At 61.8% G+C, this 24,652-nt stretch carries 20 protein-coding genes; 4 read left to right on the top strand and 16 right to left on the bottom strand.

Translation table 11 applies throughout. The features are described 5' to 3' along the window. Nucleotides 1-32 precede the first annotated feature (32 nt). The 11 genes from addA to ACX93L_RS16585 all read right to left on the bottom strand — a co-directional run bounded on the left by addA (nt 33) and on the right by ACX93L_RS16585 (nt 17,249). Complete coding sequence (gene addA / locus ACX93L_RS16635) at nt 33-3,593, bottom strand: double-strand break repair helicase AddA (RefSeq protein ID WP_459405864.1); 3,561 nt, start codon at nt 3,591-3,593, stop codon at nt 33-35. After that, a complete protein-coding gene (gene addB, locus ACX93L_RS16630; protein ID WP_459405863.1) occupies nt 3,583-6,774 on the bottom strand; it encodes a double-strand break repair protein AddB in 3,192 nt (1,063 codons plus the stop codon). The genes addA and addB overlap by 11 nt, the downstream gene beginning before the upstream one ends. Next, nucleotides 6,771-7,508: a nucleotidyltransferase family protein gene (locus ACX93L_RS16625; protein ID WP_459405862.1), complete on the bottom strand. Its 738-nt coding sequence runs from the start codon at nt 7,506-7,508 to the stop codon at nt 6,771-6,773. The genes addB and ACX93L_RS16625 overlap by 4 nt, the downstream gene beginning before the upstream one ends. Further along, nucleotides 7,505-9,043 carry a tRNA (adenosine(37)-N6)-threonylcarbamoyltransferase complex ATPase subunit type 1 TsaE gene (tsaE, locus tag ACX93L_RS16620; RefSeq protein WP_459405861.1) on the bottom strand — a complete coding sequence of 513 codons (1,539 nt, stop codon included), beginning with the start codon at nt 9,041-9,043 and terminating at the stop codon, nt 7,505-7,507. The genes ACX93L_RS16625 and tsaE overlap by 4 nt, the downstream gene beginning before the upstream one ends. Then, the gene (locus tag ACX93L_RS16615) at nt 9,040-11,478 is read right to left on the bottom strand and encodes a sensor histidine kinase (RefSeq protein ID WP_459405860.1); all 2,439 of its coding nucleotides are present in this window, start codon (nt 11,476-11,478) and stop codon (nt 9,040-9,042) included. Before ACX93L_RS16615 ends, tsaE begins: the two co-directional genes overlap by 4 nt. A 363-nt stretch (nt 11,479-11,841) precedes the next feature. Continuing rightward, nucleotides 11,842-13,242 carry an adenosylhomocysteinase gene (ahcY, locus tag ACX93L_RS16610; RefSeq protein WP_459405859.1) on the bottom strand — a complete coding sequence of 467 codons (1,401 nt, stop codon included), beginning with the start codon at nt 13,240-13,242 and terminating at the stop codon, nt 11,842-11,844. 178 nt (nt 13,243-13,420) lie between these two features. Continuing rightward, complete coding sequence (locus tag ACX93L_RS16605; RefSeq protein WP_459405858.1) at nt 13,421-13,693, bottom strand: HPr family phosphocarrier protein; 273 nt, start codon at nt 13,691-13,693, stop codon at nt 13,421-13,423. 19 nt (nt 13,694-13,712) lie between these two features. Then, a complete protein-coding gene (locus ACX93L_RS16600; protein WP_169593064.1) occupies nt 13,713-14,114 on the bottom strand; it encodes a PTS sugar transporter subunit IIA in 402 nt (133 codons plus the stop codon). Nucleotides 14,115-14,243: 129 nt separating this feature from the next. Further along, nucleotides 14,244-14,645 (bottom strand): HPr kinase/phosphorylase, encoded by a 402-nt coding sequence (locus ACX93L_RS16595; protein WP_459405857.1) that lies wholly within the window; start codon nt 14,643-14,645, stop codon nt 14,244-14,246. Between the two features lie 53 nt (nt 14,646-14,698). Beyond that, on the bottom strand, nt 14,699-16,480 hold the full coding sequence (locus ACX93L_RS16590) for a stimulus-sensing domain-containing protein (RefSeq protein WP_459405856.1): 1,782 nt from the start codon (nt 16,478-16,480) through the stop codon (nt 14,699-14,701). Nucleotides 16,481-16,526: 46 nt separating this feature from the next. Next, a complete protein-coding gene (locus tag ACX93L_RS16585; RefSeq protein WP_205927887.1) occupies nt 16,527-17,249 on the bottom strand; it encodes a response regulator transcription factor in 723 nt (240 codons plus the stop codon). Nucleotides 17,250-17,579: 330 nt separating this feature from the next. On the opposite strand from ACX93L_RS16585, the gene ACX93L_RS16580 reads away from it, so the two are divergent. The 4 genes from ACX93L_RS16580 to ACX93L_RS16565 all read left to right on the top strand — a co-directional run bounded on the left by ACX93L_RS16580 (nt 17,580) and on the right by ACX93L_RS16565 (nt 20,965). Continuing rightward, the gene (locus ACX93L_RS16580; protein WP_459405855.1) at nt 17,580-19,190 is read left to right on the top strand and encodes a phosphoenolpyruvate carboxykinase; all 1,611 of its coding nucleotides are present in this window, start codon (nt 17,580-17,582) and stop codon (nt 19,188-19,190) included. A 101-nt stretch (nt 19,191-19,291) separates the two neighbouring features. Then, a complete protein-coding gene (gene arfB, locus ACX93L_RS16575) occupies nt 19,292-19,729 on the top strand; it encodes an alternative ribosome rescue aminoacyl-tRNA hydrolase ArfB (protein ID WP_459405854.1) in 438 nt (145 codons plus the stop codon). Between the two features lie 103 nt (nt 19,730-19,832). After that, nucleotides 19,833-20,303, top strand: a complete 471-nt coding sequence (gene lysM / locus ACX93L_RS16570) for a peptidoglycan-binding protein LysM (RefSeq protein WP_459405853.1) — start codon at nt 19,833-19,835, stop codon at nt 20,301-20,303. 35 nt (nt 20,304-20,338) lie between these two features. Further along, nucleotides 20,339-20,965, top strand: coding sequence for an alpha-ketoglutarate-dependent dioxygenase AlkB family protein (locus ACX93L_RS16565; RefSeq protein WP_459405852.1), 627 nt, complete (start codon nt 20,339-20,341; stop codon nt 20,963-20,965). Nucleotides 20,966-21,023: 58 nt separating this feature from the next. On the opposite strand, the gene coaA is transcribed toward ACX93L_RS16565, so the two are convergent. Genes coaA through hisH form a run of 5 tightly spaced genes read right to left on the bottom strand, consistent with a single transcriptional unit; the run spans nt 21,024 to nt 24,561 of the window. Continuing rightward, nucleotides 21,024-22,019, bottom strand: a complete 996-nt coding sequence (coaA, locus tag ACX93L_RS16560) for a type I pantothenate kinase (protein ID WP_459405851.1) — start codon at nt 22,017-22,019, stop codon at nt 21,024-21,026. Continuing rightward, complete coding sequence (locus tag ACX93L_RS16555) at nt 22,016-22,339, bottom strand: phosphoribosyl-ATP diphosphatase (RefSeq protein ID WP_459405850.1); 324 nt, start codon at nt 22,337-22,339, stop codon at nt 22,016-22,018. Before ACX93L_RS16555 ends, coaA begins: the two co-directional genes overlap by 4 nt. 19 nt (nt 22,340-22,358) lie before the next feature. Further along, a complete protein-coding gene (gene hisF, locus ACX93L_RS16550; RefSeq protein ID WP_459405849.1) occupies nt 22,359-23,135 on the bottom strand; it encodes an imidazole glycerol phosphate synthase subunit HisF in 777 nt (258 codons plus the stop codon). 13 nt (nt 23,136-23,148) lie between these two features. Continuing rightward, nucleotides 23,149-23,883, bottom strand: coding sequence for a 1-(5-phosphoribosyl)-5-[(5-phosphoribosylamino)methylideneamino]imidazole-4-carboxamide isomerase (gene hisA, locus ACX93L_RS16545; RefSeq protein ID WP_459405848.1), 735 nt, complete (start codon nt 23,881-23,883; stop codon nt 23,149-23,151). Between the two features lie 27 nt (nt 23,884-23,910). Continuing rightward, nucleotides 23,911-24,561, bottom strand: a complete 651-nt coding sequence (hisH, locus tag ACX93L_RS16540; RefSeq protein WP_459405847.1) for an imidazole glycerol phosphate synthase subunit HisH — start codon at nt 24,559-24,561, stop codon at nt 23,911-23,913. Nucleotides 24,562-24,652: the final 91 nt, after the last annotated feature.

Genomic DNA, 24,652 nt, shown 5'->3' with positions numbered 1-24,652 from the left:
TGTCTCGCGGCATCTTTTCAATATGCGGTATCTCACGATGTCTTGAGCGCAGCAAGCGATTGTGACAGCGACGCCTCGTCGAGGCTGAGAACCGCACCCGTCTCGGTGTAAACGAGCAGGCAATCGAAATGGCAGCCGGGATAGAGAGGACGCAGAATTTCCCGATAGATGGCGAGCTGCGCCCTGTGCGAGACGGGCGCATCGGCGGCATTTCGCGGCGGACTTCGGTTGGTCTTGTAGTCGACCAGAACGACTCTGTCCTTCAGCACGGCCATCCGGTCGATACGACCTGAAACCGCTCGTTCCTCGTCATTGAGGACGAAAGTCCCCATCACCGAGACCTCTGCTTGCGCATGGCCGGTAAACACGCCTTCAAGGTCGGGATGCTCGAGCACCGCCATCACCGTTTGCACCAGTATGTTGCGTTCTCCCGCGGGCCAGAATCGGGCGGCGCGTGCTGCATAGCGCCAAGCGGCCGCCTCACGATCGGGCTGCGGAAGGGACGGCAGCATCTGCAGCATCCGGTGGATCAGTCGTCCCTTCTGCAGTGCGATGCCTGCGGACGGCTGGTCGGAAAACAGCGGGGACGTCACCAGTGCGTCATCCGCTTCGTCGATGATGATCGCGCCGGCGCTTGAGGGACTTAGCGGACGCGGCAGGCCGCTGGTCGCTGGCAGCGGTCGGAGCAGAGCCTCCGGCAACCGGTCGTCGGGCAGATTGGTCGGGCTTTCGGCCTGTGTGTCGAACGCCTTTTCCGGCGCAGCCAATCGCCACGAAAGGCCGTTCCATGATCCGTCCGGTCCGGCGAATTCGACCTCCTTGCATCGGCGCGGATCGGCACTGAGCGCGTCGGCGATCATGCGATGCCAGACGTCTCCCGGCTCCTGAACGCCGCGATAGCCGCAAATCACCAGTCGGTCAGCGGCGCGGGTCATCGCGACGTAGAGCAGGCGTCGATATTCTTCCTCGGCGAGTTGCTTGCGGCGCTCGACATCCGCATCGGTCAGCGCGTTTGCGAGCCCCTTGCCCGGCACCCAGATCGGCAAGGGCGGTATGCCACCGCCGGTCTCGATCATGCGAAACTTGGCGAGGTGACTGTGATTGAAGGCCGTTCCGCCACCGTCGACGAGGAAGACGATAGGCGCCTCCAGGCCTTTCGACGCGTGCACGGTCATGATCCGCACTTCGTCCCGATCCTTGTCCTGCTCGCGCTTCACTTCGGGCGCCTCGGTCTCCAGCGTCGACACGAAGGCCCGAAGACCCGGCATGCCGGCCGTCTCGAAGGCCAGTGCGAAGCTCAGGAACTCGTCGAGAATATCGCTGACCTCCGTGCCGAGCCGCGCGAGATAGGCGCGGCGTCCGCCATAAACGCCGAGCACGCGGGCGTAGAAATCGTGAACCGGGAGCGTTCGCGAAAGCGATATGAAGCCGTCAAGTCGCCGTTTCGTCCGCTCCCAGCGGGAAGGGTCTTCTTCGGCGGGCTGGGCGAGACGGAGCCAGAGGCTGGTTCCCGCCGGCCTGAGCGCTGCCAGGTCGAAGAGATCATCCTCGCTGTGGTTGAAGAGCGGACTCTTGAGAAGAGCCGCAAGCGACAGGTCATCGGCCTGAAGCAGGCAGAACCGGCCGAGTGCCAGGAGATCCTGGACCGCGATATGCGAGGTGAGCTTGAGCCGGTCGGCTCCGGCAACGGGAATGTTGTTGCGCCGCTTCAGTGCACGGGTGAGCGCGTTGACAAAGTTGTCACGCTTGCGCACCAGCACCAGGATATCACCGGGCCGGATCGGGCGGTGGACGCCTTTCTCGACGATAGTCTCCTTGCCAATCAAGCCTTCGACGGCATGGGCAATACGCCGGGCGAGGACGGCGGACGGAGCGCTTTCCGGCGTCGCATCGAAGGGAGCGGTCCAGTCCTCTGTCTTTTCCGCGGGCTCCGGCGCGATCATTTCCCAGAGATCGACGGTGCCGGGATGACCGATACGGTTCGACATGTGCACTATGTCGGCACCTGCGGCGCTGAGGCCACGGGCGTTGTCCGGGGCCTGGAAGACTTGGTCGACGGCAGTCAGGACCGTTTCCGTCGAGCGGAAGGAGAGCGGCAGGCGCAGGGAGCTGAACGCCTCGCCGCTGCGCTCCACCTCGCTTCTGGTGGCCGCGGCCTCCTCTGCGAAACGTTCCGGGCGAGCGCCCTGGAACGAGTAGATCGACTGCTTCTCGTCGCCGACAGCAAAAAAGGTGCGCGTCAATGTGCGCGCGCTGTCTCCCGAGAAGAACTCCTCGCGCAGCGAGCGGATGACGGACCACTGGATTGGGCTGGTGTCTTGCGCCTCGTCGACGAGAATGTGGTCGATACCCTGGTCGAGCTTGTAATGCACCCATGGGCCGACATCGCTTCGGATCAGAAGCTCGGCGGTGCGGGCGATCAGATCCTCGAAATCGAGTTGACTGCGCTTCTTCTTCAGATCCTCGTAGTCGGCATCCAGTCGTTCGGCAAGCGTCAGCGCGGCCATCGTCGCGTTGAACATTCTCAGGACGCGCAGTCGGTCCCGGCATGCGACGACATGGTCGCGTGCAAGGGTGACGGCATCGCGAAGGTCGGGTGCCACCTTGGTCATTGCCGCCGCGATCAGAGAGACATCTGCCTTCGGCGTTTCAGCCTTGGTGAGAAAGCTCTCCTCCAGGAGGGCCATGCGCCGCAGCGGATCACGCTCCCGGCTGGCGCGGCCAAGTGCCTCCGCGGTAGCCTTGACCTTCTCGCCACCCTTTTCCCGGGCGAGATCGAGATAATGGTGAAGCACCGACCCCTCGAGACCCGGCAGTGGCCAGCAACTCGCGGCCAGGCTCTCTTCCGTTTCGTCTGTCGAGAGACCAAATCCCTTGCGAAGCGCAAGATCAATGCTGCCGCCGCCGGCGCGCGCGGTCCTGGAAAACTCCCGAACGGCATGCCGGTTGGCGATGAGATCGCCAAGCAAGGCCTCCAGACCGCTTTCATCTCCAATGCTGAGCACCAGAGAGAAGGCGTTAGCAAGGGCGGCATCGTCCTCGGACGAACTCGCCGTCAGGAGCGAGCGGCGCGCTTCGGCGAGCACCGCATAGGCGGCCCGGTCATCGAGGACATTGAAATGCCCCGCGACATTGGCCTCCAGCGGGAACTGGTGCAGCAGCGCCTCGCAGAAAGCATGGATGGTCTGGATCTTCAGGCCGCCGGGTGTCTCCAGCGCCTTGGCGAAGAGCCGCCTTGCTTGCGCGAGCTTGAGCTGGTCCGGCCTTGTCGTCTCGATTTCGTAGAGGCGTTCTGTCAGTGCCTCGTCCGAGAGTGTGGCCCATTCGGCGAGCCGCGAGAAGACGCGATTCGACATCTCGGATGCTGCCGCCTTCGTATAGGTGAGGCAGAGTATCGATGAGGGTCGGGCACCGGCCAAGAGCAGCCTGATCACCCGCTGGGTGAGCACATGGGTCTTGCCGGAACCGGCATTGGCCGACACCCAGGCCGAATTCCGGGGATCGGATGCCGTTGCCTGCTGTAACGTCGTCCAATCCCGCCAGATTGCGGGATCGTTGCCGGAAGGAAGGGAAGTCAGATCGTCATTCGTCACCGGAGGCTTCCTCCGTCTCGGCTGTCGACCACTCCGCAACACGGGCGAGATGATCGTATTCGCCACCGAAGTCGTTCTGCTGCGCCGGCATCAGGCGTGAGACATAGCCGCGCGTTCCACTCCTCAGAGCCTCGACGAACTTTGCGAGTTCATCGACAGATTGGTCGGCAAGGTCGGTGGCTGATTTCTTGTTGTCGCCACGACCGGTGAGTTCGTTGTTCACCTGGTCGATACGCAAGGTTTCGGTGGGCTTGAGGCGCACATAGAGCAAGTTCTCGGGCGTCAGGGGACCCGCATCGCGAAAGGCGCCAGCTCGGAGTGCCGCCGCTTCGAGCGCGAGCTGCGGATCGAGCAGGCTCCGTGCCTGGGCACTGCTGGGGTTCAGCCCCGTCTTGTAGTCGATGATGTCCGCAAAGCCCCCGCCTTTCACGTCGATGCGGTCAGCGACGCCGGTGAGTTTGATGCCATTCAACAATTCGATTGCGCCACGGGCTTCGGTCAAGGTTTTGCGGATCTCGGGTCGGCGCTGACGCTCCCATTCGACAAAGGCTCGGCCGACCGCCGCGAACCGCTGCCGCCAAACGATGTCGATATGGGTCGGAAGGCGTTCCTGATCGAAGAGCTCGTTTGTGATGCGCTGCATCGCTTCTTCGGCTTGCGGCAGGGCAGGATCGTGGCCCTCGCTGACGAAGCGCTCGATGATCCTGTGATAAAGCGTCCCGCGCTCCGCAGTGCCTGGATCCTCGTTGAAGCCGTCGACGGGATCGAGCTTGAGGATACGGCGCGCATAGAGCGAATAGGGATCACGCCGGAAACGCCCAACCTCGCTGAAGGAAAACTGCGTCGGTTGCAGGTCTGCAGGCGGTTTTGGTGCCGGACGCTGGGCGGCAAGCTGATTGTCTCCCCGGTCGATCAGGCTCGCATAATGGCGGTACACGTCTCCACGCGCCTTGAGCTCCTTTTCGAACGGCTTCCCGCCAAGCGCGAGCAGGCGTTGCAGCCAGCGCGACGCCACCGTGGGTGCCGAGCCCTGGCGCAAGGCCCGGGAGTAGACGAGGTGCCGGGTGCCGCTGGCCATCTCAAAATCATGGGCCAACTGGCCGATCCGCCGTTCCGGCGGCTCCAGGCCCATCTCGGCTTTCATCAGGCGCGACAGGAAAGGGTTGTTAGTGGTCTGCCCTGGCCACGACCCTTCGTTCATGCCGCCGATCACTGTCATGTCAACGCTTTGCAGACGGGCCTCGAGCGTGCCGAAGACGAAGACGCGCGGATGACGCATCGCTTTCGGCTTGACCGCGTCGCTGGCGGTCAGGGCGCCGAAGATGTCGATCCATTGGGGTCCATCCGCCTCGATATGCCCGTCGGCGGACATGATCTCGCCGAGCTTGCCGGCCAGCGTTTCACCGGCCTCGTCGGACCAGAGCGCCGAGAGATCGCCGCGTTCGTCCGCGCAGCAGGCTTCGAGCACTCGTCCGGTCCGTTCGGCCCACTGGCTGATCGACAGCTTGTCGGTGAGCACGCGCCCATCCGCGATGCGGACCAGGACCGAAACCAGCGGCTCGACGGCCCGCGAAATGCGGACCGCGAGATCGCGTGCCGCCTTGATCGCCTCCGGATCCAGCGAAAGGCGCCATTGTGGTGCATGCCTGTCGGTCTCATGCTCGGCGAGCCGACGATCGAAAAGTGCCGACAGCATGGCGAGATCAACCGGTTCGATACCACCGCGAAGCGCGATCGTTTCGAGTGCATCGGCTGCTGCTCGGTAGCTAGGTTCTGGAAGGCCGAACCGCGCGAGCGGATGCTTCAACACTGAAACCAGAGCAACCGGATCACCGGGCCGAAGCGTCGCCTCAAGCATCAGTTGGGCGAGGATGCCCTGCTGCGTGGCGCTGAAAGGCGTGCCGGCAGAGTCGTCCGCGACAATGCCGAACCGGGCAAGCTCGGCTGTGACGCGCCGGGCCAGCGCGCGGTCCGGAGTGATCAGCGCAACGCGGCTCTCGCCCCCGTCGGCACCGGGCTTTTCCAGCGCGAGGCGAAGGGCGATCGAGATCGCGGTAGCCTCTTCCCGTTCATTGGCCGCCTCGATCAACGACACGTCTGAAAACGCTTCTGTGAAGCGCTGGTCTCCGAAGGCGCTGCGCCAGGCCTGCCACGCATCCGTTGCACCGGCCGGCGCGAGCGCGCGCGACAGGATTTCGGCCCGATCAGCGAGATCATCCTCAGCCAGACCCAGCGCTTCGACCTCCTCGCGGTCGACCTGCATGCGTTCGAGCAGGCGGAAAAGTCCGTATTGCGGATGGCCGCGCCCCGCGGGGTCAGCCGGGCGGCCGGTTTCCGGTTCGATTCCCAGCCTCGACCAGTCCTCGGCCGGCATGGTCTTGTCGAGCCCGGGCAGCACCACGACGCCCTGCCGTTTGGCCGCGATTGCCGCGATGAGTTCGGCCGCGGCCGGAATGGAACCCGTCGAGCCGGCGACGATCACCGGGTGGTCCTCCTCGAGCCGTCCGAGGCGCTGGGCTTCGGCCTGGAGCACCGCGTCGCGGTGCCGGGAGGGGGAAGAACGCATGAGTTCCTCGAGGCGAGCCGGCCAGAACGCGGTCGCAATCTGCAGGAATTCGAGTGTCAGTTGCCACCACGACGCGAACTCGCGCGCGTCGAGCTTGGAAAGATCGGCCCAGTCGCGTCCTTCCGTTTCCACGGCGTCGATCAGCTCGGCGAGCGATCGCGCCAGCCAGATTGCGTCTGCGGGGCTCGCCGGGGCCACCAGCGGCGTGTCGGCGTGAATGCTGCGGACGATGGCCGGCAGCTGGTTGCGCCAGGCAAGGATCAGCCGCGCAAGCTCCAGAAGCATGACGGTGCCGCCGATCGGGGGCGCGAGATCGAGGAGCGCAGGAGCATCAGCTTCGAAGAAACCGTTGTCGTCCTCTGTCTCGCCGAGGGGGCGAATAACCGGAAGGATTGCCGATTGTCCGCCGAGTAGGTCGACGAAGGCCGATCTGAGGACACGGGCGGCACGACGCGTGGGAACGAGGATCGTCACCTTCGCCAGCGACAGAGGGTCAGAGGCGTCGTAACGGTAGTCCGGAGCAAGCGTCCCGTCGAGAAGAGCCTTGGCCAGAACCTTGAGGAAGGGCAGCCCCGCAGGGATAGTCAGAACACGCGGTGACCTCGCCCGACTCACCGTTCAAGCTCCGCTGCCGTGGCGTCGATCGCGGCTTCCGCCTCTTCGATCGCCTGCGGCGTGCCGACGGTCATCCAATGGCCGTTGAGCAGCGTGCCATAAAGTCGCCCATCGGCGATCGCGCGGTCGAAATAGATGTTGAGGTTGAATGCATCCTGAGGCGCATCGTCAAAAAGCTGCGGCATCAACGCGATCGCCCCGGCATAGACGACGGGATTCGGATCACCGGGCTGGTAGCGCCTAAGGCGCCCGTCGGGCGCCATCGAGAAATCCTTCTTGCCGTTGTGGCCGGTCGTTCGATCGAGGGGCACGCAGAGCAGTGCCATGTCCATGCGGGACGGGTCGAAGAAATCGGCGAGCAAGGTCAGATTGGGTTTCCCGAGTGCCTGGTCGCCAATCCAGAACAGGTCGGCATTCATGACGAAGGCGGGCGACCGATCGAGAAGCTTCAGCCCCTTGACGAGGCCGCCGCCGGAATTCATGAGGGCGTCACGCTCGTCCGAAATCAGGATTTCTATCCCGCCATAGCCGCTAAGATGCTCGATCATCTGGTCGGCAAAATGATGGACATTGACGACGGCACGTTCGACGCCGGCCACCACCAGCGCGTCGAGCACGTAGTCGATCATCGGCTTGCCCGCGACCCGGACAAGCGGCTTCGGCATCGTGTTGGTGATCGGCCGCATCCGGGTGCCGAGCCCGGCTGCGAGCACCATCGCGTTGGTGATCTTCATCGTGCCTGCGGAAGTGATTCGCTCTCGCCGATTCCAACCCGGGCGCACCAATCGCGCAAGGGGGCGAGTGCTTCATGCTCGAAAGCCACCGACAGGTGCCAAAGCGTGCGCGGCATGTGCTTCATGTAGCCGGGTTTATGGTCGCGCGTCATTAACCGCACCCAGAGCCCGTTGAGCTTGCAGGCGCGCTGGGCGGACATGATGGCCCAGGCCTTGAGGAAGCTCGCCTCATTGAAATCGCTTTCCGACCGTCGGATCGACAGGTAGTCGGCCATCAGTTGATCGACGAGATCGCGCTCGACGGTTACGCGGGCATCCTGCACCACCGAGACGAGATCGTAAGCCGACGGCCCGATCATTGCGTCCTGGAAGTCGATAAGGCCGATCCGGTCGATGCCTTGCCTGTCGCCGCGCCAGATGATGTTCGGCGAGTGGAAGTCGCGCAGGACAAGGGTCTTTTCGGCGTTGGCGAGCTGATCGATCAATGCGTCCCAGATCGCCAGATATTCGGCGCGCTCTGCAGCCGTTGCCGGCTCGCCGTTGCGTTTCCAGGGCAGGTGCCAGTCGATGAGCAGCTCGGCTTCCATCTTCATCGCCGTGCGATCGTAGTCCGGAACATGGTGCACGCCGCCGGTCGGCAGCGAGATGTCCCGCTCGAAAGGTGTCGCATGAAGGGCTGCGAGGCATGCGACGCTCGCTCGATAGCGTTCGGCGATCGGGCGTCCGCTTTCGTCCAACACCGTCTCCGGACCGAGATCCTCGATCAGCAGGAGTCCGGCTTCGCAGTCGCTTTCAAAGATTTCCGGTGCGGCAAAGCCACGTGCACGAAGGGCCAGGTCGATGGCGACGAAGGGATAGACGTCCTCCGCAAGATGCACGATCTGGGAATAGGGCTTTCCATCGCGTATCGGGGGGCCGTCGGGCTGTCTCGGCGCATCCATAAGGATCCGTCGCGCGCCACTATCCGTGGGATAGATGTACTCGTAGGCACGGGTCGAAGCGTCGCCCGTCAGGTGACGCCGGTGCGCGCCGGCATAGCCACGGCTGTCGAGGAACCTGCGGATCGAAAGCACCCGTTCGATCCGGGCTATCTTGGTGGCCGAAGCGGTGATCGAAATTGAACGCCCACCGGCAGGATCGAAGGCGAAGCTGATGTCGATCAGTGTCTGCGGAAGGCAGTCACTGGCCTTGTCCGGCCACTCCACTAGGCAGACACCGTTTTCCAGCGCATCCATGAAGCCGATCTCCTCGAGTTCGGCCGGATCGGAGAGCCGATAGAGGTCGAAATGAGCGACAGGAAGGCGCAGGTCATAGTTCTGGACAAGCGTGAAGGTCGGACTCGGTACTTCGAGATAGTCGTCGTCGGCTAGCGCGCGAAGCAGCGCGCGCGACAGGGTCGACTTGCCGGCGCCGAGGTCGCCGCGAAGCGCCAGGCAGTCGCCCGGCTTCACCACCAGGGCTAGTTCCTCGCCCAGGCGGATCGTGTCGGCTTCGTTCTGGAGGGTAAGGTTCAGGCTGGTATTCGTGTCGGTCATTCGGCTGCGGCGATGGCTTGCTGCGGTGCGGCGGACGGAATGCGGCAGGCCACGGTCGTGCCGCGACCCGGTTCGCTGTCGATCGTGACAGTGCCGTTGTGCAGGTTGACGAAGCTTTCCACGATCGAGAGGCCGAGACCCGCGCCGCTGCGTTTTCCGCCCTTGCCGTTGGTTGAGAAGCGGTTGAAGACCGTTTCCAGCATGTCCTTTGTCATCCCGCATCCGTTGTCATGGACGGAGAAGACGAAATCGGTGCCTTCACGCCAGCAGCGCATGTCGATCGACGAACCTTCGGGTGCAAAATTCACGGCATTGGTCAGGATCTTGATGAGGATCTGCTTGAGGCGCTGCTGGTCGGCAACGATATGGCCGAGGTGCGCCGAGGCCGCTATTTCCAGGGCGACATTGCCCTCCTGCAGGCGATCGGTCATCTGCATGGAGATGTCATCGAGCAGGTCGTTGAGATCGATATCGGAGTAGTCGAGCCGCATGATGCCGGCATCAACCGTCGCGAGATCGAGGATGTCGTTGACGATCGTCAGCAGCACCGAAGACGAGGTCGAAATATGATCGACATACTCCGCCTGCCGGTCGTTGAGCGGGCCGATGGCCGGGGTCTTCAACAGGTCGGTGAAGCCGATAATGTTGGTCAGAGGCGAGCGAAGTTCATACGAGACGTGCTGGACGAAGTCATTTTTCAACTCGTCCGCCTTGCGCAGCGCTTCGTTCTTTTCCTTGAGCGCCCGCTCGGCCCGGACGCTATCGGTCATGTTGACGAAGGTCAGCATGGTCTGCGCGTTCGGCAGCGGCGTCACGGCATAATCGAGGACGAGTCCGGAATAGAGCTCCAAGGTGCCCTGGCTTGAGGGACGTTCGTCCTCGAAGCTCGTGATGATCTTGGCGAAGGACTTCCAGCCGTCTGCGCCGTCATAGGAGGGAGCGCATGCAGTCTCGATGGCGCGGATATGGGTTCCATGCTTCGCATCGGCTTCGGTCACGCCCCAGAGCGCGCGGAAGGCCGGATTGGAGAGCTGGATGCGGCCATCGGGGCCGAAAACGGCCACGCCTTCCGAAAGATGATCGATCGTCTCGCCCTGGACCCGCAGCAGCGTGTTGTAGCGGGTTTCGAGATCAACCTGTTCCGTCAGGTTCTCGAAGACCCAGGTGGCGCCGCCCTGAGGATGGGCAGAAGCAATGACGCGCAGAGTCTGGCCGTTCGGTAGATGCCAGAGGTCAGTCTGGGTTTCCAGCGAGCGGTAGACTGAAAGGGTATTTTCCTTCCACGCCTTCCAGCTCAGCTGTTCCGGCAGCTTGTGGGCCGACCGCAGCCGGTCGAGCACTTCGCCGTTGTCAGGACGGGAATCGAGAAATCCCGGTTCGAGTTCCCAGAGTTGGGCAAAGGACTGGTTGTAGAACTGCAGGCGGCGTTCGCCGTCGAAGATTGCGACGGGAGTTGCAAGATGATCGAGCGTTTCCGCGTGGCTCTTTAGCGTGCGGGCGAGTTCCTCGCGCAAGGCTTCTTCACCGCTCACGTCGATCGCCATGCCGCAGGAGCCGGAGGCCTCCCGAATGTCGACGACGTCGAAAAAGGTGCGATTGCCGCGCACGGCGGTCGATACCACGTCATGGAACGGCGATTCCGGCGTGGTGCCGGCCTTGATCTTCTCGCGGGTCAGGCTGGTGAGGATCTCGCGTCCCTCGCGCACGGCCTGATCCGGCGAGCCTGCCTCGACGGCTTCGCTGTAGGCATGGTTGACCCATGTGAGCCGTCCCTCGGCATCGCGGCGCCAGACCGGCTGCTCGATGGAATCGAGCAATGATTCGAAAGTGGCGATTGAATTGCGGAGGCGATTTCGCTCGATCTTGAGCTCTGCGAGCTCGGCGCGGAGATTGTTGAGGGCGACAAAACGGGTAAAGGCACGCCCACCGGACAGGCGTCCCTGGACCTCGATCACTTCGTTGCGCTGCGTTTCGACGATCACATCGAAACTCACGGCCTTGAAACGCAGGGTCTCGATCGCTTTTTCCAACTCGCTGGCCGATGCGGGCTTCAACCAGCGGCCGAAAGCGAGAAACTCCCCATCCGACTGCGGAGCACCGGTTTCGGCCGGCAATTGCCCCAGGAATTCCGGCTTGCTGCTCTGACCGTCCCAGATGACGATCCGCCGATTTTTGTCGGCGATGAGCGCTTGGTAGCGCGAGATCCGCTGATTGGCGTCGGAGAGCGCTGCGCGCATCTCGTTGCCCTCCGCTTCGAGACGGCCACGTTGACGGATGAGCCAGCCAGCCGACAGCAGGATGGCGGAAAGGACACCGACCACCAGCGCGTAGCCGGTCATGTCCGCCGACGTGAAGAGGCGTTCCGCCGGAACAACGACCGCTTCGGCCTGAGCCATTCCCTGGGCGGATAACCCGGCGAGGACCGTACCGCTCATGCATGTGGTCCACAGTCGCGGCAGACGACCGCCGACCAGACCGCTGCGCCGGACTGACTTCTCGGCGGCCAATTTTTTCGCGTGATCCTGACGCCCCTGCCGCGGAGCCTTAAGATCACCCGTTGCCGTTTCCCACTCCAGCGGGCCACTATTTTTTACCGACATCCTCGGTCTGTCTCCGTCCTATGTGCCGCATCGTCGACAAGACATCCCATTCCGTGGGCGCACCTGATGGCGGGCCACGAATCAAGTTCTAAAACAATACTGCCTTAGGGAATCCCCGGGAAGGGTCGGGTCCAAAAAAGAAGCCGCGGCCTTTGTCAAGGCCGCGGCTACTAGGTTTTGTAGATATCCAGAAGAATATCAATAGCGGTAGTGGTCTGCCTTGAACGGACCCTGCGGCGTGACGCCGATATAGGCAGCCTGTTCTTCCGAGAGCTCGGTGAGCTTAACGCCGAGCTTTTCGAGATGCAGGCGAGCAACCTTTTCATCGAGGTGCTTCGGCAGGACATAGACTTCGTTCTTGTACTGGCCGGGCTTTGTGTAGAGCTCGATCTGAGCCAGAACCTGGTTGGTGAACGAGGCCGACATTACGAAGGACGGGTGGCCGGTCGCATTGCCGAGGTTGAGCAGGCGGCCTTCCGAAAGCAGGATCATGCGGTTCCCGCCTGCGAACTCGATCATGTCGACCTGCGGCTTGACGTTGGTCCACTTCAGGTTACGCAGCGCGGCAACCTGGATCTCGTTGTCGAAGTGACCGATGTTGCCCACGATGGCCATGTCCTTCATCGCGCGCATGTGCTCGATGCGGATGACATCCTTGTTGCCGGTGGTGGTGATGAAGATGTCGGCAGAGGAAACGACGTCCTCGAGCGTGACGACCTCGAAACCGTCCATGGCGGCCTGAAGCGCGCAGATCGGGTCGACCTCCGTGACCTTCACGCGGGCGCCCGCACCGCGCAGCGAAGCGGCGGAACCTTTGCCGACGTCGCCATAGCCGCAGACGACGGCGACCTTGCCGGCCATCATCACATCCGTGCCGCGGCGAATACCGTCGACGAGCGATTCCTTGCAGCCGTACTTGTTGTCGAACTTCGACTTGGTGACCGAGTCGTTGACGTTGATGGCCGGGAAGGGGAGCAGGCCCTTCTTGGAAAGCTCATAGAGACGATGCACGCCGGTCGTGGTCTCTTCGGTCACGCCCTTGATTGCGTCGCGCTGCTTGGTGAACCAGCCCGGCGATGCGGCAAGACGCTTCTTGATCTGGGCGAACAGGATCTCTTCCTCTTCGGAACCCGGATTGGACAGCACGTTCTCGCCGGCTTCGGCGCGGGCACCAAGGAGAATGTACATGGTGGCGTCGCCGCCATCGTCGAGGATCATGTTGGACACGCCGCCGTCGGTCCACTGGAAGATCTTGTCCGTGTATTCCCAATACTGGATCAGGCTCTCACCCTTGATCGCAAAGACGGGAATGCCGGCGGCCGCGATCGCGGCGGCTGCGTGATCCTGCGTCGAGAAGATGTTGCACGATGCCCAGCGCACTTCGGCGCCGAGCGCGACCAGCGTCTCGATCAGGACGGCGGTCTGGATCGTCATGTGCAGCGAGCCGGTGATGCGGGCGCCCTTCAGCGGCTGAGCGGCGCCGAATTCGGCACGGCAGGACATCAGGCCCGGCATTTCGGTTTCGGCAATGGCAATTTCCTTGCGGCCGAAATCGGCAAGGCCAATGTCCGCGACGATGTAGTCGTTTTGAGTGCTCATGGAATTCTCCCGGCTAGGATGATGATAGCGCAATATCGGGTTCCGGATCGGATGCGAGACAAGCGCCATTGATGACCCCTCTGCAAAAGACGGGTTTCTGATCCGGATCTAGCAGGGATCGTTATGGATGGCAAGAAGACATAAAGAAGTCCTTATGTCTTTATATGTTTGTTTCGGATCAGATCTCTTCGCCGAATTTGTCGCCCACGAGCGCTTCAAGTGCCTGAAGTACGTCGTCAGCCTGCCTTCCGGATGCGCTGACGTGAATTGTGCAGCCAGGGCTCGCCGCCAGCATCATCAGTCCCATGATCGATGTGCCGCCCACGGTCGTCCCATCCTTTGTCACGTGAACCATCGCATCATAGCCGCTGACCGTCTGCACGAACTTCGCGGATGCACGAGCGTGAAGGCCGCGTTTGTTGATGATCAGCAGTTCCCGGGAATTCGACATGGAGGGACTTTCGAGACGGTCACTTGCCGCTGAGCACGCGGCTGGCAACATTGATATATTTCCGCCCGGCGTCGGACGCGTCGACAAGGGCTTTCTCCATGTCGTTTTCTCCGCGAACGCCTGCGAGTTTGATCAGCATCGGCAGGTTCACGCCGGCGATCACCTCGATGCGACCGGTGTTCATCACGGAGATGGCGAGATTGGACGGTGTACCGCCGAACATGTCGGTCAGAATGATGACGCCGTGACCGTCATCGGCACGCATGACGGCGTCGAGAATATCCTGTCGACGCTGATCCATGTCGTCATCGGGACCGATACAGACGGTTTCGATGAATTTCTGCGGTCCGACGACATGTTCCACTGCATGCTGAAATTCTTCAGCCAGCTTGCCATGAGTGACAAGCACAAGTCCGATCATTCTTCTACTGCCCCTTTGGCTGCGCGAACTGTTGGCGGAAATAACGCAACGCAGCAATTTCGTCCATGAGTGGGACGCCATCTTGGCGATGAAAATCCGAAGTTCAAGCGCAAACTAAGTTGAATGTGCCTATATCAGAGGCACCTCGGTGCCGATCAAGGCATTTATAAAGGCAAAAGGCAAGCGCACATCGGTGGGGAGGTGAATTGCCGGCAGGGTAGTGTCGCGGCAGAGCGCCACCCGTGCATTTTCAGGGGGCAGCCGGTCGGCTGTTTCCCGGTTGATCGGCAGCACGGCATAGGAGAGCACGGTGCGGGGAATACTGAGGAAGCGGCCGATGCCCGCATGCCGCAGTTCGATAAGGTCCTTGATCGGGTTCGGACGCGTCGCCACCACGCAGTCGCCGTATCGACTGATCAGAACCCGGTCGTCAGAGACGAGCGCCGCGAACTGGCCTGCCGAACGCGCCTCGCAGAGGCAGTCGAAGGCCAGGATCGACTTTCCGGATCCCGAAGGACCGAGGAAGATCAAGCCGGTCTTTCCGACGACAATTGCTGTTCCATGGACATTGGTAGGCGCGCCGCTCAAGATGCGGCCTCGACCGGCAGGGCCAGGATGAAGCGGGCGCCGAGCCTCCGGCCGGTGCCCGCTTCGAAGACGTTCTCGGCCCTCAGCGTGCCGCCATGCGCTTCGGCGATCTGCCGACTGATGGACAGCCCCAGGCCCGAGTTCTGGCCGAAACCTTCGCCTTCCGGCCGGTCGGTATAGAATCGCTCGAAGATCCGGTCGATGTCTTCCGCCTGGATCCCTGGACCGTTGTCCTCCACCTGGACGAGGCAGCGGCTCTTGGTCCGCGACAGCCTGACGGTAATCTTGCCACCAATTTCCGGCACGAAGGAGCGCGCGTTCTCGATCAGGTTGGTGATGATCTGGCCAAGTCGCAAGTCGTGGCCGTTGACGACAAAACGCGCCTTGGTGCCCGGCTTCTGGTCGATCACGTATTCGAGTTCGACCGGCTTCTTGGTGCTGCGGATCTGGCGCGATACCTCGACAAGGCTGGACAGCAGCACCTCCAGGTCGACCGGTTTGGCATCGCTTCGCGCGAGTTCTGCATCGAGACGGGAAGCGTCCGAGATGTCGCTGATCAGTCGGTCGAGGCGGCGAACGTCGTGCTGGATGACATCCATGAGCCGCTGCCGGGACTGGTCGTTCTTCGCGAGTGGCAGGGTCTCGACGGCGCTGCGCAGCGAGGTGAGAGGGTTCTTGAGTTCATGGCTGACATCCGCCGCAAAGCTTTCGATCGCATCGATCCGGTCGTAAAGCGCGGTGGTCATTTCGCGGAGCGCAACGGACAGGTTGCCGATCTCATCCTGGCGCGCGGAAAAGTCCGGAATCTCCTCGCGTTCCTTTGCCCCACGCCGAACGCGGATGGCCGCCGCTGCCAGGCGTCGCAGCGGGTTGGCGATGGTGGAGGACAAAAGGAGCGAAACGACGATATTGACGAGCGTCGCGACGCCGAAGACGCGCAGGATCGCGAGGCGTTCCGCATGGACGATCTTGTCGATGTCGCCCGCCTGCGTGGAGAGCAGCAGCACGCCCAGGACGGCGCGGAAGCGCTGGACTGGTACCGCGACCGAAACGATGAGCTCGCTTTGGTCGGTCACGCGCACGACTGCGCCGCGCACGCCGGTCAGCGCATTCATGACTTCCGGATAGATCGATCCGTCGCCACCCGGTGCTTCCTTGTAGACAGGCAGGTTCGAGGGCTGGAGGATGGTGTTGAAGATGCGCGCGACCCAGTCGGTGATGCCCGAGTTCTCGTTTTCCACTGGAGGCAGATCGAAACGGAGCACCTGGCCGCGTGAATAGAGGTGGCGCGAATCGAGCAGCAGGTTGGCGTCTGCGTCGAACAGTCGGGCACGCGTGCGGGTCGGCGAAATCAGCCGGCGCAACACCGGAGCGACGCGTTCCGGATTGATGGGGAACTCGAGGTCCTCGTCGTTCGGAACCGGCGTGATGCTCTGGCCCGCCTGCAATTCGAGAAGCTTCTGCGGGTCGATGGTGATCGAATTGGTGTCGACCGACGCCGAAGCGGAAATAGCCCCGGCGATGATCTCGCCTTGGGTGAGCAGGCTTTCCACGCGGGCATCGATCAGCCCCTCGCGGAACTGGTTGAGATACATGATCCCGCCGACCAGCACGATCAGCGCCGCAAGGTTGAAGAAGACGATCCGCCGCGTCAGACTGGAGAACAGTGCGTGGCCGAAGATCCGGCGCACCAGCGTGAAGGGGTGTACCGGGAAACGGCGCTGTTCGCTCAGGCTGTCCAGTTCGTCGATAGTTCCGTCGGTAACTTGCTTGACCAAGCTCAACCCTTTTGCCGGACCGGGTTTATCCCGGCCATGGCGGCGTTCACGCTGCTTCGCGGAAGCGGTAGCCCACTCCATAGAGTGTTTCAATCATGTCGAAGTCGGTATCGACCATCTTGAACTTCTTGCGCAGGCGCTTGATGTGGCTGTCGATTGTGCGGTCGTCGACATAGACCTGCTCGTCATAGGCCGCATCCATCAGCGCGTCGCGGCTCTTTACGACCCCCGGACGCTGCGCCAGCGACTGCAGGATCAGGAATTCGGTGACGGTCAGCGTGACCGGGTCACCCTTCCATGTGCAGGTATGGCGTTCCTGGTCCATGACTAGCTGTCCACGCTCGAGCGTGCGGGCCTGCTGTTCGGCGCCGGCCTTGGCGGGGCCGCCGGCGGCAAGGCTCTCGCGGCTCGCGGCACGCCGCAGGATCGCCTTCACCCGTTCGACCAGGAGGCGTTGCGAGAACGGCTTGGTGATGAAGTCATCCGCGCCCATCTTGAGGCCGAACAGTTCGTCGATCTCTTCATCCTTTGACGTGAGGAAGATGACCGGCAAATCCGACTTCTGACGCAGTCGGCGCAGGAGTTCCATCCCGTCCATGCGGGGCATCTTGATGTCGAAGATGGCGAGTTGCGGCGGTCGTGCGAGCAGTCCGTCCAGCGCCGAGACGCCGTCGGTATAGGTCTCGACCTTGTATCCTTCCGCTTCGAGCGCAATCGACACCGAAGTGAGAATATTGCGGTCGTCGTCTACGAGCGCGATCGTCTGCATGGTGTTGGTCTCCGTCATCATTAAGCGCTGCTCCTGGTAAAGTTCCCAGCCCAGGGTGTGGCGACATTGAGCATGCGCTTATTGGGGATAAAGGTGGAACAAATTGTGGCAAAGATAAAGGGGGCGTTGCCGAGAGGGGCCTCAGCAGCGCCTCTGGACAGGTCGATCGCGCCTTTGTAAACCGATTTAAAAATGCATATTTCGATTTAAATCGATTAATTATTTGATATTATTGATTATTTTTGCTCAAGCTTCTTGCGTTTTGAAAACCCGGACACTAGGTTCCCGGAAATTCACCGTCACTTTGTATTAACTAGAGGATGCGCGCTCATGGAGGAGCTTGGTGTAAATAATCCCCTCGTAGGGGTAGCAGCGATCGGATTGGGTGATGCGGCTCGCGTCTACTACAACGTCCGTGAGCGCGACCTCTATGAAGAGGCGATTCGCCGCAACGAAGCCGTACTGACCGCCGATGGCGCGCTCTGTGCGGTAACCGGTCAGCACACCGGTCGCTCGGCCAAGGACAAGTTCATCGTCCGAGACAGCCATACCGATGGCCACATCTGGTGGGACAACAACAAGCCGATGTCTCCGGAGCATTTCGGTGTTCTGCACAAGGACATGCTGGCCCATGCCGCCGGCAAGGAACTCTTCGTGCAGGATCTGATCGGCGGCGCAGACAAGGAAAACCAGCTCCCGACCCGCGTCGTGACCGAGCTCGCCTGGCACTCGCTGTTCATCCGCAACCTGCTGATCCGCCCGGAGCGTTCGACTCTGGTCGAATTCCAGCCGAAGCTGACCATCATCAACCTGCCGAGCTTCCGCGCTGACCCGGCCCGTCACGGCTGCCGAACCGAAACGGTCATCGCCTGCGACTTCACCAACGGTATCGTCCTCATCGGTGGCACGTCGTATGCTGGCGAAATGAAAAAGTCGGTGTTCACCGCACTGAACTACCTGTTGCCGCCGAAGGGTGTCATGCCAATGCATTGCTCGGCCAATGTCGGTCCGGCGGGCGACTCGGCCGTCTTCTTCGGCCTCTCTGGCACCGGCAAGACCACGCTTTCCGCAGATCCGAGCCGCACGCTGATCGGTGACGACGAGCACGGCTGGGGCGAAGACGGCATCTTCAACTTCGAAGGCGGCTGCTACGCCAAGACGATCCGTCTGTCGGCCGAAGCCGAACCGGAAATCTATGCCACGACCAAGCGTTTCGGTACGGTTCTCGAGAACGTCGTGCTTGACGAGGCCGGCGTGCCGGACTTCAACGACGCGTCGCTCACGGAAAATACCCGTTGCGCCTATCCGCTGCATTTCATTCCGAACGCATCGGAAACCGGCCGTGCAGGTCACCCGAAGACGATTATCATGCTGACCGCCGATGCCTTCGGTGTTCTGCCGCCGATCGCCCGCCTTACTCCGGAACAGGCCATGTACCACTTCCTGTCGGGTTACACGGCAAAGGTTGCCGGCACTGAAAAGGGTGTTACCGAACCGGAAGCAACCTTCTCGACCTGCTTCGGTGCTCCGTTCATGCCGCGTCATCCGGCGGAGTACGGCAATCTGCTCCGCGACCTGATCGCCAAGCACAATGTCGACTGCTGGCTGGTCAACACCGGCTGGACCAGTGGCGCTTATGGCATCGGTCACCGCATGCCGATCAAGGCCACCCGCGCTTTGCTCGCCGGTGCGTTGAACGGTGAACTGAAGAAGGCGGAAACCCGCATCGACCCGAACTTCGGCTTTGCCGTACCGGTCGCGGTCGATGGGGTCGACACGAAGATCCTTGATCCGCGTTCGACCTGGTCGGATGCGTCGGAGTACGATGCACAGGCCAAGAAGCTGGTGGCCATGTTCATCACCAACTTCGCCAAGTTCGAGGACCACGTCGACCACACGGTGCGCGCTGCCGCTCCGAGTGCCAATATTGCGGCCGAATAACGACGCCGCGAAAGCCACAGAGAAAACCCGGCGGATCGCTCCGCCGGGTTTTTTGTTTTCCCTGACGTTCGGATATGAAAGAGAACTCACGGAGACAGACCATGGCCAGCGATCCACTTTACATCAACGACCGCATCACCATTGCTGGCTGGGAGCTGACGGAGCAATTCGTTCTGGCAGGCGGGCCGGGCGGTCAGAACGTCAACAAGGTGGCGACCGCGGTCCAGTTGTTCTTCAACATCGCCGGCTCACCGGCCCTCACTGATCGCATCAGGCAGAATGCCCTGAAACTTGCCGGGCGCCGGGTCTCGAAGGAGGGTATCCTCATGATCGAGGCCAGCCGTTTTCGCAGCCAGGACCGCAATCGCGAGGACGCCCGGGAGCGTCTGAAGGAACTGATCCTGGCTGCTGCCGCTCCGCCGCCGCCGCCGCGCAAGAAGACAAAGCCAACCAAGGGTTCCGTCGAACGCCGGCTCAAGGAGAAGTCGGGACGGTCGGAAGTCAAGAAGATGCGTGGGCGTCCGGGAGGCGATCAATAGGCCAGGTGCGACCTAATATAGCACGACATATTTTAGATAATTGCTTGTGCTTTGGTGTGGAGTGGCTTCATCTTGAGCCTCACACAGCGGAAAGGAAAGTCTCATGGGTCTGTTCAGCTTTATCAAGAGTGCCGGAAAGAAACTCGGTATCGGAGCCGACGATGAGGCGCCGGACGCCGAAGCCGTGAAGAAGGAACTCGCCTCGCATGATCTCGGCACCGACAAAGTCGATGTCGCGGTCGTCGACGACAAGGTCGTGTTGACGGGCGTCGTCAAGGACCAGTCGGCCTTCGAGAAGGCCGTCATCGCGGTCGGCAACACGCTCGGCATTTCCAAGGTCGAGGCCGGCGAGCTGAAGATTGCCGATACGCCGTCCGCGGCTCCTGTCGCGGCCAAGGAGCCGGTCTTCTACACGGTCAAGAAGGGCGACAACCTCTGGAAGATCGCTGAAGCTCACTACGGCAAGGATAAAGGTGCAAAACACACCGTGATCTTCGAGGCGAACAAGCCTATGCTGACCCATCCCGACAAGATCTACCCGGGTCAGGTCCTGCGCATTCCGGATCTTGCCTGACCGGACGGTAAAGGAGACGGCCGCCGGCCCCGCATATGCCCGAAAGAGCCAAGCGCAACCTGCCGGAAGGTCTTCGTTGTCTTCCGGGCCTCATCGATCGGAAAGACCAGGAGGAACTGGTCGCCACGATCCGCGCGATCGTGGCGGAAGCGCCGCTCTTCGTGCCCGTAATGCCCGGCACTGGAAAGGAAATGTCGGTTCGCATGACCAATTGCGGATCGCTCGGCTGGGTGACCGACCGTGAACGCGGTTATCGATACCAATCCACCCATCCGGTGACTGGAAAGCCGTGGCCGGCCATTCCACAAACCTTGCTCGGGATCTGGGAAAAGGTTTCAGGCTATGACAAGCCGCCGGAGGCCTGTCTCGTCAACTTCTATGACGACGACGCCCGAATGGGACTTCATCAGGATCGCGACGAAAAGGACTTCGCCGCGCCGGTCGTTTCGATTTCGCTCGGCAACTCCTGTCTTTTCCGCGTCGGAGGGACTGACCGCAAGGATCCGACCATGTCGCTGAAGCTCTCGAGCGGCGACGTGTTCGTGATCGGCGGGCAGGGGCGCCTGTGTTTCCACGGCGTAGACCGGATCTACCCGGCGACTTCGACTTTGCTGAAGAATGGCGGCCGTATCAATCTGACACTGCGTCGCGTCAACCCGTGACCGGCCGGGCCCGCGGACATATAGCGCGCTATTTAATCAAATGCCGGCTATACATCGCCTACAGTTTTCTGAGCGCAACCTGCTCGACCAGGTGATTGTCACCCTTGCGCAGGATCAGATCGGCGCGCGGACGCGTCGGCAGGATGTTTTCGCGCAGGTTCTTCAGATTGATGTTGGCCCAAAGGTCCTCGGCGATGGTAAGCGCATCTTCCTCGCTGATCGACGCATAGCGATTGAAGTAGGAGCTGGGATCGCGGAATGCCGTCTGGCGAAGCTTCATGAAGCGGTCGACATACCAGCGATGGATCAGCGCCTCGTCCGCATCGATGTAGATCGAGAAATCGAAGAAATCCGAAACGATCGGAACGATTTTGCCATCTGCCGGCAGATCACGCGACTGCAGGACGTTGATGCCTTCGAAGATCAGGATGTCCGGGCGGTCGACTACCTTGAATTCGTTCGGCAGCACGTCATAGGTGAGGTGCGAGTAGGCGGGCGCCTTGACGTTCGGCAATCCGGCCTTGATGGCGGACAGGAAGCGCAGCAGCGCCCCGATGTCGTAACTCTCCGGAAAGCCCTTTCTGTTGAGCATTTTGTGACGAACGAGATGGGCATTCGGGTAGAGAAAGCCGTCCGTGGTGACGAGATCGACCTTGGGGCTCGACGGCCAGCGCGCCAGGAGTTCCTTCAGAATACGAGCGGTCGTCGACTTGCCGACCGCCACCGAACCCGCGATGCCGATGACGAAAGGCGTCTTGGCAAGGCCGGCTGTCCTGAGAAAGTGGTTGCGTTGCTCGAACAGCAGCTGGGATGATTCCACGTGCGCCGAGAGCAGGCGCGACAGGGAAAGATAGATGCGGCGGACCTCGTCGAGATCGATCGGGTCGTCGATCGAGCGCAGCCGGCGCAGTTCGTCCTCGGTCAGCGTCAGCGGGGTGTCAGCGCGGAAATGCGACCATTCCTCGGAATTGAAGAACAGATAGGGCGAGTATCCATTTGCCTGGAAATGGTCGAGTGCCTCTGGCGTGTCGGATTCCCGCGTCGCTGTGGTCATGGATCCTGCCGGCTGGCCTTCTCTTTGAGGCCTGTCTGGGCTGTACGCCGTTGAAGCTCGTCTAGCACCGCTTTTAGCGGGATGTCGGCGATTTTCAATACGACCAACAGGTGATAGAGCACGTCCGCGCTCTCGTAGACGAGGTTTTCGCGGTCGTTGCCTATGGCGGCAATCACGGTTTCGACCGCTTCCTCGCCGAGCTTCTTGGCCGCCTTCGGCTGTCCGCCGGCCACCAGCTTTGCAGTCCAGGACTCGTCCGGGCGGGCCTTGGCACGCTCGGCAACGATCTGCTCGAGATCGAAGAGTGAGAAATCGCTCATTGCGGCGCCTTTCGCTGGCTCAATCGAGGCGCATGGCGATGCCATGCTGTGCCATGTAGTGCTTGGCCTCGGCGATCGAATAGGTGCCGAAGTGGAAGATCGAGGCTGCAAGCACCGCTGTCGCATGACCCTCTGTGATCCCGGCAACCAGATCATCAAGATTGCCGACCCCACCGGAAGCAATCACGGGAACACGGACGCTGTCGGCGATGGTGCGGGTGAGCGCGATGTCATAGCCGCTCTTCGTTCCGTCGCGGTCCATCGAGGTGACCAGCAGTTCGCCCGCGCCTCGTGCCACCACCTTGGCAGCAAACTCGACGGCGTCGATGCCGGTCGGCTGGCGTCCGCCATGGGTGAATATCTCCCAGCGATCAGCCTCGCCGGCGCTGGAAACCTTCTTGGCGTCGATCGACACCACGATGCACTGGTCGCCGAACTTGTCGGCCGCTTCGGCGACGAAATCGGGATCCCTCACGGCCGCGGAATTGATCGAAACCTTGTCGGCCCCGCAGAGCAGCAGCTTGCGGATGTCGGCGACGCTGCGAACCCCACCACCCACGGTGAGCGGCATGAAGCAATGATCGGCGGTCTGGGCGACGACCTCGAAGATCGTTTCGCGATTGTCGGAAGACGCGGTGATGTCGAGGAAGCACAACTCGTCGGCACCGGCGGCATCATAGGCCTTGGCGGCCTCCACCGGATCGCCGGCGTCGATCAGGTCGACGAAGTTGACGCCCTTGACGACGCGGCCGTCCTTGACGTCCAGGCACGGAATGACACGGGCTTTCAGCGTCATGGTCTCACCTCGTTCAGGTACGGGCGGCGCGGATCAGCGCCAGGGCTTCGGAGGGGTCGATGCGGCCGTCATAGAGGGCGCGCCCGGAGATCGCGCCTTCGAGCTTTGCTGCATCCGGTTCCAGCATCCGGCGGATGTCGTCCATAGAGGCAAGCCCGCCCGAGGCGATCACCGGAATGGAAACGGCATCGGCCAGCGAAAGCGTCGATTCCCAGTTGATGCCTGTCAGGATGCCGTCACGATCGATGTCGGTGTAAATGATTGCCGCAACGCCTGCGCCCTCGAACTTCTTTGCGAGCTCGATGACGCCGAGTTCGGACGCCTCCGCCCAGCCCTCGACCGCGACCTTGCCGCCCTTGGCGTCGATCCCGACCGCGATCTTGCCGGGAAAAGCCTTGCAGGCCTCGATCACGAGTCCTGGATCGCGCACCGCAATCGTGCCGAGGATCACCCGGGAAAGACCGCGTTGCAGCCAGTTATCGATATGCTCGAGGCTGCGGATGCCGCCGCCGAGTTGCACCGGGTTCTTCGTGGCTTTCAGGATGGCGTCGACGGCGGCGCCATTGACGCTTTCACCGGCAAAGGCGCCGTTGAGATCGACCACGTGGAGCCATTCGAAGCCCTGGTCCTCGAAGGCCTTGGCCTGGGCGGCGGGATCGGTGTTGTAGACGGTCGCCTGGTCCATGTCGCCCAGCTTGAGCCGCACGCATTGGCCGTCCTTGAGATCGATGGCGGGAAAGAGGATCATGCGGAAATACCCCAAACTCGAGGAAACTTACGGTTGCCAGGAAAGGAAGTTGGCGATCAGCTTGAGGCCGAGCGCCTGGCTCTTTTCCGGATGGAACTGCGCGCCGGCGACATTGTCGCGGCCGACGAACGCCGTCATTGGGCCGCCGTAATCGGTGGTGGCGATCACGTCTTCCGCGTTTTCCGCGGCCAGGTGGTAGGAGTGCACGAAGTAGGCGTGCAGACCGTCAGGTCCGGTCTTTATGCCCTCGAAAAGCGGGTGCGGTCGGTGAAGGTCCAGGGTGTTCCAGCCGATTTGGGGGATCTTCAGCGACGGATCGTTAGGCGTCATCTCGACCACGTCGCCCTTGATCCAGCCGAAGCCGGGAGTGATCGCCTTTTCCAGCCCGCGGCTCGACATCAGTTGCATGCCGACGCAGATCCCGAGAAATGGCCGCGCCCTCGTTTCGACCGCCTCGACGATCGCCTCATGCATTCCCGAAACGGCGGCGAGGCCATTGCGGCAGTCGGCATAAGCGCCAACCCCTGGCAGAACGACCCGGTCGGCGGTCGCCACGCGATCGGCCTTGTCGGTCAGTTCGATTACAGTGTCGATACCGCTTTCTCGTGCGGCCCGTTCGAAGGCCTTGGTCGCCGAGCGGAGATTTCCGGAACCATAGTCGATGATCGCCACGCGCATCGTGGAACGTCCTTTTCTCAAACGCGACGCAGAGGGCAGCGGCCTCGACGCATCGCAAAGCTAAGATCACACCGGTCTTGCCGCCATCGGG

The organism is Rhizobium sp. CAU 1783, assembly GCF_054551725.1.
This window is presented reverse-complemented; position numbering and strand designations above follow the sequence as displayed.

Bases quoted from the DNA above. Each gene is read 5' to 3' on its own strand.
- ACX93L_RS16615 (WP_459405860.1), bottom strand. From the start codon at position 11,478: ATGAGCGGTACGGTCCTCGCCGGGTTATCCGCCCAGGGAATGGCTCAG.
- ACX93L_RS16565 (WP_459405852.1), top strand. From the start codon at position 20,339: ATGCCCGAAAGAGCCAAGCGCAACCTGCCGGAAGGTCTTCGTTGTCTT.
- coaA (WP_459405851.1), bottom strand. From the start codon at position 22,019: ATGACCACAGCGACGCGGGAATCCGACACGCCAGAGGCACTCGACCAT.
- hisA (WP_459405848.1), bottom strand. From the start codon at position 23,883: ATGATCCTCTTTCCCGCCATCGATCTCAAGGACGGCCAATGCGTGCGG.
- lysM (WP_459405853.1), top strand. From the start codon at position 19,833: ATGGGTCTGTTCAGCTTTATCAAGAGTGCCGGAAAGAAACTCGGTATC.
- arfB (WP_459405854.1), top strand. From the start codon at position 19,292: ATGGCCAGCGATCCACTTTACATCAACGACCGCATCACCATTGCTGGC.
- ACX93L_RS16555 (WP_459405850.1), bottom strand. From the start codon at position 22,339: ATGAGCGATTTCTCACTCTTCGATCTCGAGCAGATCGTTGCCGAGCGT.
- ACX93L_RS16600 (WP_169593064.1), bottom strand. From the start codon at position 14,114: ATGATCGGACTTGTGCTTGTCACTCATGGCAAGCTGGCTGAAGAATTT.
- tsaE (WP_459405861.1), bottom strand. From the start codon at position 9,043: ATGACCGACACGAATACCAGCCTGAACCTTACCCTCCAGAACGAAGCC.
- ahcY (WP_459405859.1), bottom strand. From the start codon at position 13,242: ATGAGCACTCAAAACGACTACATCGTCGCGGACATTGGCCTTGCCGAT.
- hisH (WP_459405847.1), bottom strand. From the start codon at position 24,561: ATGCGCGTGGCGATCATCGACTATGGTTCCGGAAATCTCCGCTCGGCG.
- hisF (WP_459405849.1), bottom strand. From the start codon at position 23,135: ATGACGCTGAAAGCCCGTGTCATTCCGTGCCTGGACGTCAAGGACGGC.
- ACX93L_RS16605 (WP_459405858.1), bottom strand. From the start codon at position 13,693: ATGTCGAATTCCCGGGAACTGCTGATCATCAACAAACGCGGCCTTCAC.
- ACX93L_RS16585 (WP_205927887.1), bottom strand. From the start codon at position 17,249: ATGCAGACGATCGCGCTCGTAGACGACGACCGCAATATTCTCACTTCG.
- ACX93L_RS16625 (WP_459405862.1), bottom strand. From the start codon at position 7,508: ATGAAGATCACCAACGCGATGGTGCTCGCAGCCGGGCTCGGCACCCGG.
- ACX93L_RS16580 (WP_459405855.1), top strand. From the start codon at position 17,580: ATGGAGGAGCTTGGTGTAAATAATCCCCTCGTAGGGGTAGCAGCGATC.